The following is a 16,998-nucleotide window of genomic DNA, read 5'->3' as shown; positions in this document are numbered from 1 at the left end:
CGGTTAGGCTCTGTGTGGTGGATATCAAGTGAACACGGGGGTTGACACAAATCTGTTTTGCCGGCAATTCTTTGATCAACGATCAACAAAAGGGGTAACTGGTATGTGGAAAGTTGGTATTGATGTGGGAGGGACTTTCACGGACCTCTTCGCGGTCAACAGTGCGACCGGCGAGGAGCGAACCGGTAAAGTTCTGACGACCCCTGAGGAAAGGTCGCGTGGCGTCTTGAACGCCATTGCAAACGCCAGCATCGCACCGAACGAGATTGAGCTGCTTGTCCACGGCACCACGACTGCGACCAACGCACTGATCGAGCGCACCTTCCCGGATGCTGCGATGATCACCACGGAGGGCTTTCGCGACGTGCTCGAAATCGGCCGAATGCACCGCGAACATCTTTATCGGCCCTATCAAACCAAGCCTGAGCCCCTGATCCGTCGTCGGCATCGCTACACGATCAACGAAAGAACCACTGCGTTCGGGAAGGTTGAGAAGGAGATTGATGCTGCAGAGCTTCAGCCCATTATCGAGGCCATCGCAGCAGCTGGTATCAAATCCGTGGCTATCTGCCTGATCAACTCCTACGCGAACCCGGCAAACGAGCGCAAGGTCGCCGAAATCATCACAGCCGCATTGCCCGGCGTGCGGGCAATTTCCTCGGCGGATGTCAAGCCGGTGTTCCGAGAGCACACGCGCTTCACGTTGGCTTCGGTGAGAGCCACGATCCTGCCGGTGATGGCCGACTATTTTGAGCGTCTTGAGGCCCGGCTCCGTGAAGCGGAGTTTACCGGCAATCTCATGATCCTGAAAAGCAATGGCGGGATGATGTCCGTCAACCAGGCGCGTCTGCGTGTCGAGGAACTGGTGGAGTCGGGGCCCGCAGGCGGCGTCGGATATGCGTCCGAGATCGCGCGTACGGCCAGCTCGGTAAACATCATTCATACCGATATGGGCGGAACAAGCTTCGACGCATCCATCGTCGAGGATGGCGAGGGCCTCATCACCCGCGAATATGAAATTGAGTTTGACATACCGGTCGCAGTGCCGATGCTCGACATCCGTTCAATCGGCGCCGGCGGGGGGTCGATCGGCTGGATCGACAGCGGTGGCTCACTCCGCGTCGGCCCCATGTCCGCAAGTTCGGTTCCCGGGCCTGCCTGCTATGGGCGAGGTGGAACGCGGCCGACGATCACGGATGCAAATCTGGTGCTCGGCAGGATTAGTCCGGACCTTTCGGGTAAATTTAAACTGGATGGCGCAGCGGCCCGCGCAGCCGTGGAGACCGTTTCGTCTCAGTTGAAACTTAGCATCGAGGAATGTGCCGAAGGCATGCTGCGGATCGCGACCGAGGCTATGGCACAAGCCGTCAAGCTTGTCCTTGCATCTCGCGGCCGCGATCCTCGCGATTTCGCGCTTGCGAGTTTTGGCGGAGCAGGACCGCTGCACGCGTGCGCAGTCGCCGAGGCGCTCGGCACGCCAACGGTCATCGTTCCCAGATACTCCGGTGTTGCCTCTGCTTATGGAGCGCTGCGACTGGCAATCAAGCACGACGAAGAAGTTTTCTATTACGCCCCGCTCGTCGCCAAGGAGCTCGATGAAATCGGCCTTCGCTTGAAGAACCTCGGTGCCGCAGCCGTCGAAGCCCTTCTTGGGCAGGGCGCCAGCGCAGACAGCGTGCAGGTTAGCTTCGTGATGCGCATGCGGTATGCGGGTCAGACTTTCGAAGTGGACGTCGTGCAGGACCGGGGTGTTATCGAGCGACGCGACCTCGATCGCCTGGCTGAGGCCTTTCACGGTGCGCACAAGAGAGAGTTCGGTGTCCGGTCGGACGATTTCCCCGTTGAGATTGTCGCACTGGCAGTCACGGCGGAAGCGCCATCACCCGCTGGCATTCTGCAATCTAGCACGAGTTCCGCGATCGGCTCGCCACGTCAGGCTGAACGCAAGGTCTGGTTTGGCGGCTGGACCGACAGCCTGGTTCACGACGCCGCCGGCGCGGTTGAGGTCAGCGGCCCCGCTCTCATTGAAGATCCGCACACCAGCATCGTCATCCCACCGGGTTGGGCGGCACGCTTTGACTCCGCCCGCAACTGCATCTTGGAGAGGTCATAATGGTTACCTCAATCGACCCAATCACGTTCGAAGTGCTTCGCAACACGTTCGAGCATGTCTGCCGCCGCATGACGGTGATTCTGCAGAAGTCATCCTTCTCGCCGATCCTTTCGGAAAATCTCGACTTTTCGAACGCGATCTATGACCCCGCGCTGCGTCTGGTCGGTCAGACTGCAAACTGCCCCGTTCATCTGGCGGCGATGCATTTCAGCGTCCAGGCCGTGGCGCGGAAGTTCGGCATCGAGACGCTTCGGCCGGGTGATGTGGTGGTGCTGAATGACCCCTATGACGGCGGCACCCACATCAACGATGTGACGCTGACCATGCCTGTCTTCCATGAAGACATGCTTATCGGTTTCGCGGTAAGCCGGGGTCACTGGATGGATCTTGGGGGTGGCGGCCCCGGTGGCCAGGGCTTCGGAACGCACGTCGCCGGTGAAGGGCTTCGGCTTCCCCCACTGAAGCTCTATCGCAACTATGAGGTCGATCCGGACCTTCTCGAAATCCTGCTGCGAAACACGCGCACACCGCATTACATCCGCGGCGACCTGCAAGCCCATATGGGCGCTCTGCTGGCTGCCGAGGATGAACTCCAGGCTACGGCGCGCAAATACGGCCGCGCGACCCTGCTCCAGGGAATGGACGACATGATCCGTTACACCGAACGGATCGTTCGCGCAGAAATCGAAAACATACCGGATGGTGTCTACGAAGGCGCCGACTACGCGGATTCCGATGGCATCACCGATGCCAAGGTCTGGGCGCGGGTCAAGCTGACCGTCTCGGGCTCAAACCTGCACGTGGATTTCGCGGGAAGCGATCCCCAGGTGGCCGGTGCGATCAATTCGCCCTTCGCGAACACGACCGCCGCCGTATACACCGCTCTGCAGTTCTTCCTGGCGCCCGACGCGCCGCCGAACGCAGGCATGTTTGCGCCAATCACGTTGAGCCTTCCGGATGACTGCTGGCTTAATGCGCGCTGGCCCGCTCCTGTCGTCGGCTGCACCACCGTAACGTCCGGAAAAGTACAGAGCGCGATCTGGCAGGCCGTGGCAAAGGCCATCCCCGATCTTGCGATCGCTCCTACATGCGCCGATGCAAACTGGTTCGTTGCTGCGGTTCGCGGTGCCGGCGGCCGCATCGATGTCTTCTCGGACATCCCGGCGGGCGGCTGGGGCGGAACGCCATACAATGATGGGCTGAACGTGACGCTGGATCCGTTGGGCAACTGCACCAACATGCCAGCGGAAGCGGCCGAACTGCTCTACCCGGTCGTCGTCGAAGCCTTCGACCTTCGCCAGGATTCCGGCGGCCCGGGCGAAAACCGAGGGGGTCTGGGCGCGCGGTTCAAGTTCCGCTTTCTCAATGGCGGCGAGCTTTCGATCGAGACATCCAGAACCATCGAGGGAAGCCCCGGCGTAAACGGCGGCAGCATGAGTCCCGTTCAGGTGCTGGTGCAGGAATATGGCGATGGGCGCCGCGAGATCATCGGTGGCCCGAGGCCGGATGGCACCTGGCGCTCTCCGCTTCTGTCATCCCACAAATTCGGGCCGAACGAAGCATTCGAATTCCTGTCTACAGGTGGCGGCGGCTGGGGCGTTGCGCGCTCCCGTAATCCTGAGCGTGTCCGCGAAGACGTGATCGACGGCTACATTTCGGCGGAAGCCGCACGCCGGGATTACGGCGTGGCGATCGACCCCAAAACTCTTGAAATTCTTTCAGACGAAACCTCCAAGCTGAGACAACAAGCATGAACAACGAAATCTTTATCACCTGTGCCGTGACCGGCGCCGGAGCAGGCCCCAAGAAGAACCCGCATGTCCCCGTGACGCCTGAACAGATCGCCGCCGACGTTCTGGCCGTCGCCGAAGCCGGTGCCGCGATCGCCCATGTCCATGTTCGCGATCCGGAGACGACGGACGGGAGTCGCGATGTCAAACTTTATGCAGAAGTGCTTGAGCGCGTTCGTGACCGCAACAAGGACATCATCGTCAACATGACGGCGGGCATGGGCGGCGACCTCGTTCTCGACGCCGAGTATCCGACCCAGGCTGTCGCTGGCACAGATCTCGTCAACCAGAAGGCCCGGCTCCTCCACGTCGAGGCGCTGCGACCCGACGTCTGCACGCTCGACTGCGGCTCATACAACGTCGGTGAAGGCAATCTGGTCTACATTTCCACGCCCGAGCAAATTCGCGAAGGTGCGGCAATGATCCGGGGTTACGGTGTAAAGCCCGAGCTCGAGGTATTCGACCTCGGCCACCTTGACTTCGTCATGAAGCTCATCGGCGAAGGCGCGTTCGCCGGCCCTGCAATGATCCAATTTTGCCTAGGCGTGAATTGGGGCGCTCCGGCCACCACGACGGCAATGAAGGGTATGGCGGATGCAGCCCGCGGCGCCGACGTTGTCTGGTCCGCTTTCGGTGTTGGCCGCATGCAGATGCCGATGGTCGCCCAAGCTGTTCTGCTTGGTGGGAACGTGCGTGTCGGTCTCGAAGACAATATCTGGCTCGACCGGGCTGTTCCGGCGACGAATGTCGCGCTTGTGCAGCGCGCGCGCGAAATCGTCGAACGCATGGGTGTGCGGATTATGTCATCCGCCGCGACCCGCGATCGCCTTGGATTGGGAGCAGCAGCATGAGCCCTCTTTCTGGCAAGCGCGCAATCATCACTGCCGGTGCCAGTGGTATTGGCAGGGTCGTCGCGAAGAAAATGATTGAAGCCGGTGCGCGGGTCGCAGTCTGTGACATTGATCCCGCTTCGGTAAGCTCGTTCTCCTCGGAATATCCCGAAGCCACTGCAGTCGTATGCGATGTGGCTGACCCCGCCAGCGTTCCAGCCGCTCTCCAGTCGATGCTCGCGGGATTGGGTGGCGGAGTGGACATCCTCTTCAACAATGCCGGCATCGCCGGTCCGACGCTTGCGATCGAGGACGTCTCGCCCGAGGAGTGGGCGCGAACGGTAGATGTCAATCTCACCGCCCAGTTCTTGTTCATTCGCGGTGTGATGGCCGGGATGAAGACACAGCGGTCGGGGGTTATCCTCAACATGTCCTCAGCGGCCGGACGACTCGGCATGCCGATGAGGACGCCATACGCGGCGGCCAAATGGGGCGTGATCGGCCTTACCCAATCGCTCGCGATGGAGGTCGGCCAGTTCGGCATCCGCGTGAACGCAATCCTTCCCGGGTCTGTCCGTGGGCCGCGCATGGAGCGAGTGATGTCCGCCCGGGCCGAACTTACAGGACGCGGGCTCGCTGAAATCGAGGCCGAGGAAGTCGCGACAATATCACTGGGTCGAATGATCGAACCTGAGGAAATTGCGGATCTGGCGGTTTTCGTCGCGTCCGATGCAGGCAGATCAATCTCGGGGCAGTCATTAGGTGTGTGCGGTAACACCGAGATACTCAGGTAGAAAAATTGGGGAACTTCAACACAGGGAGAAGTGAAATGAACATGCTTACAAGACTGCTGATCGCCGGCGCACTTGCCGGTGCTCTAGGAACTTCGGCGGCCGCCGAAGATACGATCAAAGTTGGAGTGGTCCAGCCACAGGCAGGCGAGTGCGCTCAATGGGGCGTTCCGATTACTCGCGGTGTTCAGATTTGGGCCGAAGAATTCAACGCGAACGGCGGTATCGCCGACGCAACGGGCAAGAAGCATAAGATTGAGGTAACCGGCTACGACAACAATTGCTACACAGCCGGTGATGAGCTGAACGCTTTCCGCCGTGCAATTCTTGATGACAAAGTGAGCTTCATTCTCCAGACCTTTACACCTGCGTCACGCCAGGCCGTCGCCGAGATCACCACCGAAAACAAGGTTCTGACAACAAGCTATGGTGCCGGCTATCTCGGCCCGAAGTACCCGTTCCTCATCGGTTCGGTCACCGGCTCACCGGCGTCATACATGTTTCTTGTCAGCCATCTCCTGGAGAGCCGGCCGGAGATCAAGCGTGTCGCAATCGTAACGGCAGACCACTCTTTCGGCCAGGCGGCGCTTGCTTATTACAAGGCAGGCCTGGCTCCCTACCTGGATCGCGCCGAGATCGTTTACTCGCAGCCCTACGATCCGGCATCAACGTCGGATATGCTCGGCCTGGCCACGCCGGTAATGGCATCCAATCCCGACCTTATCGTCGAGCTGGGCTTCACACCTGGACAGCAGGCCCTGTTCGTCGAGGCGATGGAGCAGTTGGGCTACAAGGGTCTCTACGGCAGCGAAGGCTGGACCATGGGCTTGGTAACGGAACGTGTCCCGGCTGCAGAAGTAGCTGGCCGGATCTTCAGCGCTTATGTCGTCGATGCTTCCGAGCCGAACTTCAGCCCGCGCGTGTCGGCGTTCTATAAGACCTACGTCGAGAAGTTCGGCGAGAAGGAATGGTCGGCGCTCGCATCGGTCGCCTACGCAGCGATGACAACCATCGAGGCGGGGATTCAGAAGTCCTCAGATCCCACCGGCGCAGGCGTGCGCGACGCGCTTTTCGCAAGCGATACCGTGGATCAGCCGCTTTTCGGACCTTCGCGCTGGGGTGGATCGGAAATCTTCGGTGCCAACAACTGGCTGATGACTCCACTCCCGGTCTACGTGACGGACGACAAGGGTGGTGTAAAGGTTACCGCCGTCGTTGATGTTGCTGCCTGGTGGAACGCTCACAAAGACGCAGCGCTGCCAGCACTCTCTGAAGGCGGTCAAGTCTCGGCAAAGTGAGGCTTATCGGCATAGGTGGCCGCGGACGTGCCGCGGCTACTCCGACCTCTCTCAGGTGATTGACCCGATGCAAATCTTACTGAATTGCCTATCGCTCACGTCCTTTTACCTTTGCTTCGCCCTCGGTCTGGCATTGGTTTTCGGCGTGATGCGAATCATAAATTTCGCCCATGGCGAATTCTTCATGATCGGCGCATACGCAACATATCTCTGTATTTCGACTCTCTCACCCCAGGTGGGTGGTCCAGTCGCATGGGCCATCGGTGCAATCGTTGCGGCGGCGGTGACCGGGCTGCTCGGCCTGGTGCTACACAGAACCATGGTCGTGCCACTCGGCGACAAGCCTTTGGCGATTTTCATATCAACGCTTGCGTTGTCGTATGTCATTCAGACGATTGTCGTTCAAATCTTTGGGCCCGTTGGTCTTTCGATCGCCCCGCCGATGCGAGGCGTCGTGAACTTCGGCGGCGCCATTCTTCCGGCATCGAGACTCGTCGTCATTGGGGTAGCCGTCGTACTAGCAGCCGGTCTGTGGGTATTCCTCATGAGGTCCGAGGCAGGCCGGCGCATTCGCGCTGTGGCTCAAAATCCGCGTGGCGCCCTCTTGCAAGGTATACGAACCGAGAAGGTGGGCCGACTCACGCTCATCCTCGGATCGTCGATTGCGGGCATATGCGGTGCGGCCATGGGTCCCATCAGCCAGATCTCTCCCTACATGGGCGCGGGTACGCTATGGAAGGCGTTCATCATCATCATCGTTGGTGGTATTGGCAACATCTGGGGCGCGGTTGCTGCCGCTGCTATTTTCGGTGTCCTCGATACCCTCATGTCTCAGTTCGGTGCCGGACGTTTTCTCGCTCTCACGAGCGCGGCCGTCATGCTGTTCGTCCTGAGTGTTAAGCCATCTGGCCTGTTCGGGGAGAAGGAATAATGAGTGCGTTCCGACGCGATTTAATGACCGTGTGCGCACTGGGCGCCGCGCTTGTCGTCGGCGGCTTCGTCGGCAGTAACTATATGCTTGGTGTCCTCGTGCTTTTCGGCATGACTTCCATCCTGGTTCTGTCGTATCGCACCATCACGACAATGGGAGGTTGGTCGTTCGCTCATATCGCCATCATGGGAATCGGCGGCTACTCCGTTGCAATCCTTTCGAAGCCGCCATTCGGCCTGCCGGTGCTGGTGGCAACGGTCGCAGGAGGATTGTTCGCGGCGCTATTTGCAGCGCTGCTGTCCTACCCCGTGCTTCGGACCCGCCAATATTACTTCTTCCTGTCGACCTTTGCGGCGGGAGAGGCACTGCGCCAATGCTTCATTCAGTTCCGGGAAATCACTGGCGGCACATCGGGCATCGCCTTTATCGAGCGGCCTGAAATCCTGCCTAATCCGTCGTCGACGCTGGAGTTCCTATGCCTGGTGGCCGCTGTGCTGGTCTTGTTGGGCATCTTCTACGCATCACTGGATGCCTCCGACGCCGGCTTGAAGATCAAGGCTGTCGGCGAGGACGAGGCACTATCGTCGTCGATCGGGATCGATGCCTGGGCGTTGCGCGCCTTGGCGTTCATACTTGGCTCATTCGGCGCCGGAATAGCGGGAGGTTTGTTCGCCACTTACAACGGCATCGTCTCGCCATCGGATATAAATGCGATGCTGATGTTCAAGGTCGTCGCGGCCTGTGTGATCGGTGGCACGACCCGTTTTTCCGGTCCAATTCTCGGACTGCTGTTTCTTACGCTCATCGAAGAAATCTTCAGATTTGTCCCTGAATTCGTCCCGATGATCTGGGGCGTATTTGTCATCATCGCAATACTCTTCGGACAATGGGCGCGTGGCCGCCTCATGGTCTGGAGGGCTAAAAATGCTTGAGATCAATAATTTAAGCAAGATCTTCGGCAGCTTGAAAGCGGTAGATGGAGTGTCGCTCAAGCTCGGACGGGGCGAAATCCGCGGCCTTATCGGGCCGAATGGCTCGGGCAAGTCGACGACGATGAATTTAATAAGCGGAAGCTTGCAACCTTCTGCCGGTGACGTCAGCCTGGATGGTGTTCGCGTCGAAGGGTTCCCCTCGCATCGTATTGCCAGGCTGGGCCTGGTTCGAACATTTCAGCTTACGAGGGTCTACACTTCAGGAACCCTGCTTGAAGCCGTGGCGCTCGGCGTCCGAGCTGCACAGGGGTCAGCGTGGAACCCTAAGAGATGGATACCGACCGGAGAGAACGCGAAGATCAATATTGCTGCGTTCGAGGCACTGGAGCGGATGGGGCTTGCATCACGCGCCAATGAGCCTGCTGGAAACCTTCCAGGTGGTTTGAGGCGCGTACTAAGCATCGCAACCGCGCTGGCGACCCGCCCTCGAATACTGCTCCTGGACGAACCGTTGGCAGGGCTGCATGCAACCGAAAAGGCAGAAGTCTCGACACGGGTTGAACAACTGCGAGCAGATGGAATCTCGATTTTGCTCGTCGAGCACGATATGAAATCGGTGATGCGTCTGTGTGACAGGATCACCGTTTTGAATTTTGGCCGCGTCATTGCGGAAGGAACGCCTGAGGAAATCGGACGTCATCCTGAAGTGATCAAGGCGTATCTTGGTCGGAAGAGGAATAGTGATGCTTGAGGCGAAAGATCTCGTACTTGAATATGGTGGCGTCCGCGCGCTCAATGGGATGAGCTTTACGGCCAGCACTGAGCAAGTGACCGCGGTTGTCGGCAGCAACGGCGCGGGAAAGACGACCCTGATGAATGCTATCTGCGGTCTCGTCAAACTCGCCTCCGGCGAAATCCGATTGGACGGTGCAAAGCTCAATGGGCTTGCACCAGATGACATCGTGCGCAAGGGCATCTCTCTTGTGCCAGAGGGACGTGAGCTTTTTCCGAAACTGTCGGTCCTAGAGAACCTTTTGCTCGGCGCAACCGTTCGGCCTGATCCCACAAGGCGGCGCAAGACGCTGGAGCGGATTTTCGAGCTCTTTCCGGTGCTCGCCAACCGTCAAAAACAACAAGCAGGTCGAATGAGCGGCGGTGAACAGCAGATGCTTGCTTTTGGCCGGGCACTGATGGCGCAACCGAAGATGCTTTTGCTTGACGAGCCGTCCATTGGCCTCGCCCCTATGGTCGAAGAGCAGCTCATCTCGGCCATCAGCGACTATTCGCACGAAAGCGGGATCGGTGTGCTGATCGTGGAACAGAACGCCATGCTTGCGCTTGAGTATGCACAACATGCCTACGTCGTTGAGCAGGGGCGCGTTGCACTGTCCGGGCCAGCAGCAGAGATAAGGGACGATCCTGCCGTCATCGCGTCCTACCTAGGCTAGTTGTCCCGAGGTGCAGGACGTGTGTCGAGGCCGCGCTGCGTGCTTATCGCGGCGCAACTAACCTCTGTTCATCCTGGGGGGGTTGGCGATCAAGGCGCTCGCGTGTTGTCGGGACGCGGGCGTTAATCTGTTCGGTTAAACGCCGAGAAGGCACCTAGTGGCACTAAGGCGAAATCTGGTGGTGTTGGGCGCCTGCGACGCATCGGCCTGTTATCTACACCGCGGCCCCATAATATTTGGTTCAAAGGAACTCGTCGATGATCGACTCACCCTTATTTCAGCCCAGCGCAGACGAGATCCGCACGAGCGCAATCACGAGGTTTCGCGAATTCTGCACCTGTACCTACAAGGCTGATCTACCCGACCATGATGCGTTTCATCAATGGTCAATCGATGAACTCGGCACTTTCTGGTCTGCCGTCTGGGATTATTGCGGCGTGATTGGACAGCCCGGGCCACGCGATCTCATCAACGGCGATGTTATGCTCCACGCTCGCTTCTTCCCCGACGCCAGCCTGAACTTCGCCGAAAACCTCCTGATCAAGCACGGTCCCCAAGACGCGCTGATCTTCCGTGGTGAGGACAAGATGAGCTATCGCTGGAGTTGGGATCAGCTCCATTCCACCGTATCCAAGCTACAGCAAGCCTTCCGCGCGATGGGCATAGGCAAGGGCGACCGTATGTCGGCCATGATGCCGAACATGCCGGAGACAATCGCCTGCATGCTGGCCACCGCCTCGATCGGTGCCATCTGGTCGTCCTGCTCGCCCGATTTCGGCGAGCAGGGCGTGCTCGACCGCTTCGGCCAGATCGAGCCGGGGCTATTCATCACCTGCGATGCCTACTGGTACAACGGCAAGCTGCAGGACGTCTCCGACAAGGTCCGGAACGTCGCGCCCAAGCTCGGCTGCCCCGTCATGGTCGTGGGTTACGCCGGCGACGCCGAAGCGCTGGCCGCATCGCTTGCCGATGGCCGCACCATGGATGCCGCGACCATCCCCTTCACCGCGGGGCCCGTGGAATACGAGCCGCTGCCGTTCGCCCACCCGCTCTATATCCTGTTCTCCTCGGGCACGACCGGAGTGCCGAAATGCATCGTTCATTCTGCCGGCGGCACGCTGCTGCAACACCTGAAGGAACACCGCTTCCATTCCGGCGTCGGCGATGGTGATCGCCTCTTCTACTTCACGACCTGCGGCTGGATGATGTGGAATTGGCTGGCCTCGGGTCTGGCGAGCGGCGCCACGCTCTGCCTGTTCGACGGCTCGCCCTTCGCGCCCTCGGGCAATATCCTGTGGGACTATGCAGCCGAGGAACGCTTCGCCGTCTTCGGCACCTCGGCCAAATACATCGATGCGGTGCGCAAGGGCGGCATCGAGCCGCTCAAGACACACGATCTCTCCGATTTGCGCCTGATCACCTCCACCGGCTCGCCGCTTTCGCCGGAAGGTTTTTCATTCGTCTATGAAGGCATCAAGCCGGACGTCCAGCTCGCCTCCATCGCCGGCGGCACCGACATCGTCTCCTGCTTCGTGCTCGGCAATCCGGTCAAGCCGGTCTGGAAGGGCGAGATCCAGGGGCCGGGCCTCGGCCTCGCAGTCGACATCTGGGACGATGAAGGCAAACCGGTCCGTGGCGAGAAGGGCGAACTGGTCTGCACCAAAGCCTTCCCCTCCATGCCGGTGGGTTTCTGGAACGACCCTGATGGCGCCAAATACCGCGCGGCTTATTTCGAGCGCTTCGACAATATCTGGTGCCAGGGCGATTTCGCCGAATGGACCGAACACGGCGGCCTGATCATCCACGGCCGCTCGGATGCGACCCTCAATCCCGGCGGCGTGCGCATCGGTACCGCCGAGATCTACAACCAGGTCGAACAGCTCGATGAAGTCGCCGAGGCCATCTGCATCGGCCAGGACTGGGACGACGACGTCCGGGTTATCCTCTTCGTCCGTTTGGTACCGGGCCTGACGCTCGACGCCGATCTCGAAAAGAAGATCAAGACCAAGATCCGCATCGGTGCGTCACCGCGTCATGTACCGGCCAAAGTGATCCAGGTCGCCGACATTCCGCGCACCAAGTCCGGTAAGATCGTCGAGCTCGCCGTGCGCGAAGTCGTCCACGGCCGGTCGGTGAAGACCAAGGAGGCGCTGGCCAACCCGGAAGCGCTGGAGCTCTATTCCGGGCTGGAGGCACTCTGCAGTGATTAATAAGGGTCTGGAGCAAACATCATGGCCACTCGAATGTATTTCGGCATCACGAAGCAAGGTAACGACGGGGGTTGTAGCAGCTGAGTGGCGCCCGCCTACGAATTCCGTTTCCTTATCAGAAGCAATCTCACTTTGCAGATTGCAAAGCCTATGCCCGCGTCTCCATCGGCCAGACGGTTTGACAACCAGATCTTGGAAATCCAGTCGGCGGGGCTTCCATGTCGAATCCCGTCGCATCGTCTCCGAAACCATCTCCGGCAGCACTGCCATTGCCCAGCGGTTAGGCTTCCGCCGCCTGATCGATCGTTTGGAGCATGGCGATGTCCTGGTCGTCACCAAGCTTGATCGTCTCGGTCGCAACGCGATTGATGTCAGCACCACCGTCGCTCAGCTCGGTAAGCGGTGCGTCGAGGCACCTTTCCCGAAGCCGCCTGTGCGTGTATGGCGGTCAGCCGTTAGTCGGCGCGCCGGGGCGATCACTGTGGGTTATCATAACGGGTGACATAATGGAGTTCGCGAAGGGCGGGGATGACGAGGGCGATATCTTTGTAGGCCTCGTGCTCGATGAAGTGCGCGGTCTCGGGTCCCGGCCTGGGTTTGCCGAGGACGGGCCGCCCCTTTTTGTCGACGCAGTAGATCAGGATCGGCAGCACCAGGCCGTGGTTGGGGTTCTTGAGGTCGAGTAGCCGTTTCCAGCGTTTGATGTTGAGATTCATGGCCGCGTAGAACCCTTAGCACCACGGCCGCGGGTCGATGCCGCCGCTGGGCTTGGTGGTGAAGCGGGGGCATAATCTTGCGGTCTGTCGAACAGCGTCTCGTTGATCCGGTTGTGGATCCTGGTGTCGCTTGGCACTTAACCGTAAGAATGCGGCCGCTCCGATCGGAGACCGGTAATTTCCCTGGGGTCGAATACAGGTTGTTAGGCCCGCGTAGTCCATGAGCGCCGCTTTGTTCGGAGGGAAAGCGATGGCGGTGGAATGGACGATCACGATCGAGGGCAGGAACGAGTTCGGTGACGTTGCCGGAAGGCGGTCCGCATCGACAAGAGCTGGGAACGTCTGTTTGACGGCGACCTCGGCCTGTCGATCGAGGACAGCAAGACCATCATGGCGGCGCTGCAGAGCGCGGTCGTGAACCATGAGGCGGAGACGTATTCCGTCTTTCGTCGGGTCTGCCCGGATTGCCACAGGTTACGGCCGGTCAAGGACTACACGACGCGACGGATCCGGACTGTCTTTGGCATCGTGGAGGTGCGCAATCCTCGTTGGATGCTGTGTCGGGATTGTTACCCAGGCATGGTCGATGCCTTTGCGCCGCTGCGGGAGATCTGCCCGGATCGAGCGACATCCGAGCTGATGGAACTGACGGCGCGGCTGGGGAGCATGATGCCGTACCGGCAGGCTGCGAGAGTGCTTGCCGAATTCCTGCCCGTTGAGCCGACCGAGACGCATGCCACCGTGCGCAAGCGAACCATCAGGATTGGCGAACGGCTCAACGATCAAGTTGCTGAGGAAGAATTGCACGCAAGGGCGCAAACGGACGAACGACGCCAGCTTGAAATGCAGCTTCCCGGCGATCGACGCAAAGAGTTCGTCATCAGCATCGATACTGCGCATGTTCGCAGCGCCGGTTCCAATTCCGCGCGCAACTTCGAGCTCGTTGTGGCCCGATGCGGCCGCGGCGGGCGGGGCGAAGGCGGCGGTCGCTATTTCGTGACCGGCAGCACCGACCAACGGGCAATCCGGGATCGCGCCCTTCATGCCCTTCGGGAAGTAGGCTACCGCGGCTTTGGCGATGTGACGGTGATTTCGGACGGCGCCGAAATCCTGAAGCGGCTACCCCGCGCAATGCCGAAGCCGACGGCCCACATCATCGACTGGTTCCACATCGCCATGAAGGTCCAGCCGATGCAGCAGATCGCCAATCATATGGCTCGATCCCGATCGGGTCTCTCTGAAGCGCTTCCCGCAATTGACCGTGACATCAGAGCGGTGAAGCGGCGCCTGTGGCATGGGCGGGTCGATCGCGCGATCACCGATCTGGAGCACTCTTGGAGAGGGTGAAGGCTTCGCAAGGAGACAGCGAGTTCTCCATCGCCCGACTTCAAAGCCTCGGCTTGCAGCTCCTGACCTATATCCGTTCGAACCGCGGCGCGATCGTCAACTATGGCAAGCGCTACCAAGCCGGCCTTCGCGTCGCAACGACTCTGGCTGAATCGGCGGTGAATTCACTTGTCGGCAAGCGGATGGTCAAGAAACAGCAGATGCGGTGGTCGCTCCACGGTGCTCACATGCTCATGTAGGTCAGGACGGCAGATCTCAACGGCGAGCTTCGCAATCGATTGCGGGCACCGTTCCGACAGCCAGAGCCGAACGTGCCACCACTATTCAAGCCCAAACCGCCTCTCCTGCGCGCCGCCTAACCCCAGAGAAGTTACCGGTCTCACAGTCCGTGACATCACCAAGGATTGGACTCAGGGGGTCCGTCCAACGAGGGCCGGGTTGATGCCGAAGGCGACGCCATCGAGATCATCATCATCCACAGCGCCAAGGGACTGGAATGGCCGGTGGTGATTCCGGTCAACACAGCCACTTTGCTTCGCTTGCGCGAGCCGTTCGTGCATCGCGCGTCCGATAACACGCTGCACTGGGTTATCGGCGACGTCCCCCCGCTCTTGTCCCGGAGCTGCCGCAGGCGGAGCAAAGGTCCTGGGCGCGGATCCTCAATTGGCGCACCATGACCTGCCGCTGATAGACTTATCGCTTTTCGATCAGGCACCGCGCCCTGCCGCGGCCGATCTATCAAACGGGCAGACGCAGATCATCTTCGAGACAGAGCGTGCCGTCATCGCCGCTGCCAATCGTCCCGCTCACATGGCTTCAGCCGAGCAATCAGGATCCCGATCGCGTTCCTACGACCGAAGCGATCGCGATCGACTCCGGCGACGCTCCGGAGACGGAGCTGCCGGTAGGCGGCAGGATCCAATGTCTATCCATCGCGCGCTTTAGCGCGGCGTCCAACTCGGCGGCAGTCCGATACGAGGGCATTTGCGTCTCGTTGATCCAGCCGAAGCCGAGATGTCGGAAGTGATCCGCCGGCACCGTGACCCGGCTTTTGTCCAGTTCCCGTACGAAGTCCGCCGACCAATCATGGATCGTATATGCTTCAATTTTATCCATCATTGGCCGCCAGCGTTGGATGCGCTCTTCGCGCGGCATGTTGGCCGCTTTGGAAATCGCGGTCGCGATCTCGTCGGGGCTGTTCGGATCCACCAGCAGCGCTTCGTTGTGATTGAAGTCTTCGGCCGCACCTGCAGACTTCGATAGCACCAAAACGCCGGGATCATCCGGATCTTGCGCAGCAATATATTCTTTCGCAACCAGATTCATGCCGTCACGCACTGGCGTCACCACGCCAACACGCGCAGTGCGGTAGAGGCCTGCCAGTTGAGCCTGGGTGAAAGCATTATACTCATAGAGGATGGGCCTCCACTCGTCCGTGCCATGCTCGTCATTGACACGTTTGACGAGGCTCTCAACCTTGCGCTTATAACTTTTATAGGCCTCGATTTCGGTGCGCGACGGGTTGGCGATCTGCAGGAGCACTATACAGCGCGGCTGGTCTGTCAAGACCTTATCGAAGGCTTCAATCCGGGCGTCGATACCCTTGCTGTAGTCGAGCCGGTCGACCCCGATTGCAAGCTTCGCGCCGTTGAGTTTCTTCTGCAAAGACGCGATATACGGTTTCGCAAGCGACTCCGAGGCATACTGTGCGAACTGTTTGTGATCGATACCGATCGGAAATTTCTGACAACGCGTCTGTCGGCGGCTCGAAACCACCACACCGTGCTCGACTTCCAATCCGAGATGGGTACGCAGGCAGTCGCGGAAGTTGTTCAGGTCCCAGTTGGTCTGAAAGCCGAGCAGATCGTAGTCGAGCATCGAGTGCATGAGCTGACGATGATTAGGCACTCGCGCCATCACATCAGGTGCTGGCCATGGCGTATGCAGGAAAAAGCCGATCGGCTTGTCGACACCGAGCTTGTGCAGACCAGCGCCGAGTGGAAGAAAGTGATAGTCATGCACCCAGATTGCATCTCGATCCCGGAACTGGAAAGCGGCTCCCGCCAGGAACTTGTTGATCTCCTGATAGCTTTCATAATGATTTGCGGAGGCGGCCATCCGGTCAGGCAGCGAGTGCAACGCCGGCCACAATATCGAATTCGCGAAACCTTCGTAGTACCCAGAATAGTGCTCGCGCGGCATATCGAGCTTCGCCACTTGGCCCTCGCCGTGCTGCCCGATGTCCAAGGGCTCGGTGCCGTCGCCCAAATTGCCCGAGGAGCCCATCCAGACTGCGCCAAAGCGTTCCACCACAGGCTCGAGGGCCGCAGCAAGCCCGCCCGTCTTGGGTTGAAGCGGGTCGAATGCAGCAACCCGATTTGAGATGACGACAAGTTTTGGCTGCTGCGTTGCCTCACTGATATGGTCCTTTTGCTGGGCGGAGCAAGGACAAGGGGAAGGATCTGCACTGGATTCTTGCGTGCAATGCTGTGCTGCCTCGCGCAGATGCTGGTCAAAGGCTGCGTGTTGCATTGCTGAGGCTGCTGCGTGAGCAGCGTTATTGATTCTATCCATTTTCCATCTCCGTCGTAA

12 protein-coding genes and 2 pseudogenes are annotated in these 16,998 nt (G+C 59.7%); 12 read left to right on the top strand and 2 right to left on the bottom strand.

Going from position 1 to position 16,998, the window contains the following annotated elements; translation table 11 throughout:
* The first annotated feature begins 28 nt into the window (after positions 1-28).
* The 11 genes and pseudogenes from RPG13_RS32615 to RPG13_RS32565 form a co-directional block, all read left to right on the top strand.
* Positions 29-2,113: a hydantoinase/oxoprolinase family protein gene (locus RPG13_RS32615; protein ID WP_337126937.1), complete on the top strand. Its 2,085-nt coding sequence runs from the start codon at positions 29-31 to the stop codon at positions 2,111-2,113.
* Positions 2,113-3,867 carry a hydantoinase B/oxoprolinase family protein gene (locus tag RPG13_RS32610; protein WP_246684458.1) on the top strand — a complete coding sequence of 585 codons (1,755 nt, stop codon included), beginning with the start codon at positions 2,113-2,115 and terminating at the stop codon, positions 3,865-3,867. The genes RPG13_RS32615 and RPG13_RS32610 overlap by 1 nt, the downstream gene beginning before the upstream one ends.
* Positions 3,864-4,754 (top strand): 3-keto-5-aminohexanoate cleavage protein, encoded by an 891-nt coding sequence (locus tag RPG13_RS32605; protein ID WP_337126936.1) that lies wholly within the window; start codon positions 3,864-3,866, stop codon positions 4,752-4,754. Before RPG13_RS32610 ends, RPG13_RS32605 begins: the two co-directional genes overlap by 4 nt.
* Positions 4,751-5,527, top strand: coding sequence for an SDR family oxidoreductase (locus tag RPG13_RS32600; RefSeq protein ID WP_127208192.1), 777 nt, complete (start codon positions 4,751-4,753; stop codon positions 5,525-5,527). The genes RPG13_RS32605 and RPG13_RS32600 overlap by 4 nt, the downstream gene beginning before the upstream one ends.
* A 35-nt stretch (positions 5,528-5,562) precedes the next feature.
* Positions 5,563-6,822 carry an ABC transporter substrate-binding protein gene (locus tag RPG13_RS32595; RefSeq protein WP_128177570.1) on the top strand — a complete coding sequence of 420 codons (1,260 nt, stop codon included), beginning with the start codon at positions 5,563-5,565 and terminating at the stop codon, positions 6,820-6,822.
* Positions 6,823-6,889: 67 nt separating this feature from the next.
* Positions 6,890-7,753 carry a branched-chain amino acid ABC transporter permease gene (locus tag RPG13_RS32590; protein ID WP_245485571.1) on the top strand — a complete coding sequence of 288 codons (864 nt, stop codon included), beginning with the start codon at positions 6,890-6,892 and terminating at the stop codon, positions 7,751-7,753.
* Positions 7,753-8,685: a branched-chain amino acid ABC transporter permease gene (locus tag RPG13_RS32585; protein WP_245485572.1), complete on the top strand. Its 933-nt coding sequence runs from the start codon at positions 7,753-7,755 to the stop codon at positions 8,683-8,685. The genes RPG13_RS32590 and RPG13_RS32585 overlap by 1 nt, the downstream gene beginning before the upstream one ends.
* On the top strand, positions 8,678-9,436 hold the full coding sequence (locus RPG13_RS32580; protein ID WP_128177574.1) for an ABC transporter ATP-binding protein: 759 nt from the start codon (positions 8,678-8,680) through the stop codon (positions 9,434-9,436). The genes RPG13_RS32585 and RPG13_RS32580 overlap by 8 nt, the downstream gene beginning before the upstream one ends.
* Positions 9,429-10,133, top strand: coding sequence for an ABC transporter ATP-binding protein (locus tag RPG13_RS32575; RefSeq protein ID WP_337126935.1), 705 nt, complete (start codon positions 9,429-9,431; stop codon positions 10,131-10,133). The genes RPG13_RS32580 and RPG13_RS32575 overlap by 8 nt, the downstream gene beginning before the upstream one ends.
* Before the next feature lie 257 nt (positions 10,134-10,390).
* Positions 10,391-12,343 (top strand): acetoacetate--CoA ligase, encoded by a 1,953-nt coding sequence (locus RPG13_RS32570; RefSeq protein ID WP_337126934.1) that lies wholly within the window; start codon positions 10,391-10,393, stop codon positions 12,341-12,343.
* Positions 12,344-12,507: 164 nt separating this feature from the next.
* Positions 12,508-12,743, top strand: a pseudogene (locus tag RPG13_RS32565) (recombinase family protein); the annotation flags it as partial.
* 76 nt (positions 12,744-12,819) lie between these two features.
* Here RPG13_RS32565 and RPG13_RS32560 read toward each other — a convergent pair.
* Positions 12,820-13,059, bottom strand: coding sequence for a hypothetical protein (locus tag RPG13_RS32560; RefSeq protein WP_337126933.1), 240 nt, complete (start codon positions 13,057-13,059; stop codon positions 12,820-12,822).
* 250 nt (positions 13,060-13,309) lie between these two features.
* Here RPG13_RS32560 and RPG13_RS32555 point away from each other — a divergent pair.
* Positions 13,310-14,765, top strand: a pseudogene (locus tag RPG13_RS32555) (ISKra4 family transposase).
* 469 nt (positions 14,766-15,234) lie between these two features.
* Here the strand turns inward: RPG13_RS32555 and RPG13_RS32550 are convergent.
* On the bottom strand, positions 15,235-16,980 hold the full coding sequence (locus RPG13_RS32550; RefSeq protein WP_337126932.1) for an alpha,alpha-trehalose-phosphate synthase (UDP-forming): 1,746 nt from the start codon (positions 16,978-16,980) through the stop codon (positions 15,235-15,237).
* Positions 16,981-16,998 lie beyond the last annotated feature (18 nt).

This window comes from Mesorhizobium sp. ISC15 (assembly GCF_037162615.1).
In the GTDB taxonomy this organism is placed as follows: Bacteria; Pseudomonadota; Alphaproteobacteria; order Rhizobiales; family Rhizobiaceae; genus Mesorhizobium; species Mesorhizobium mediterraneum.
The sequence above is the reverse complement of the archived record's forward strand: the minus strand, read 5'-3'. Positions and strand labels throughout refer to the sequence as shown.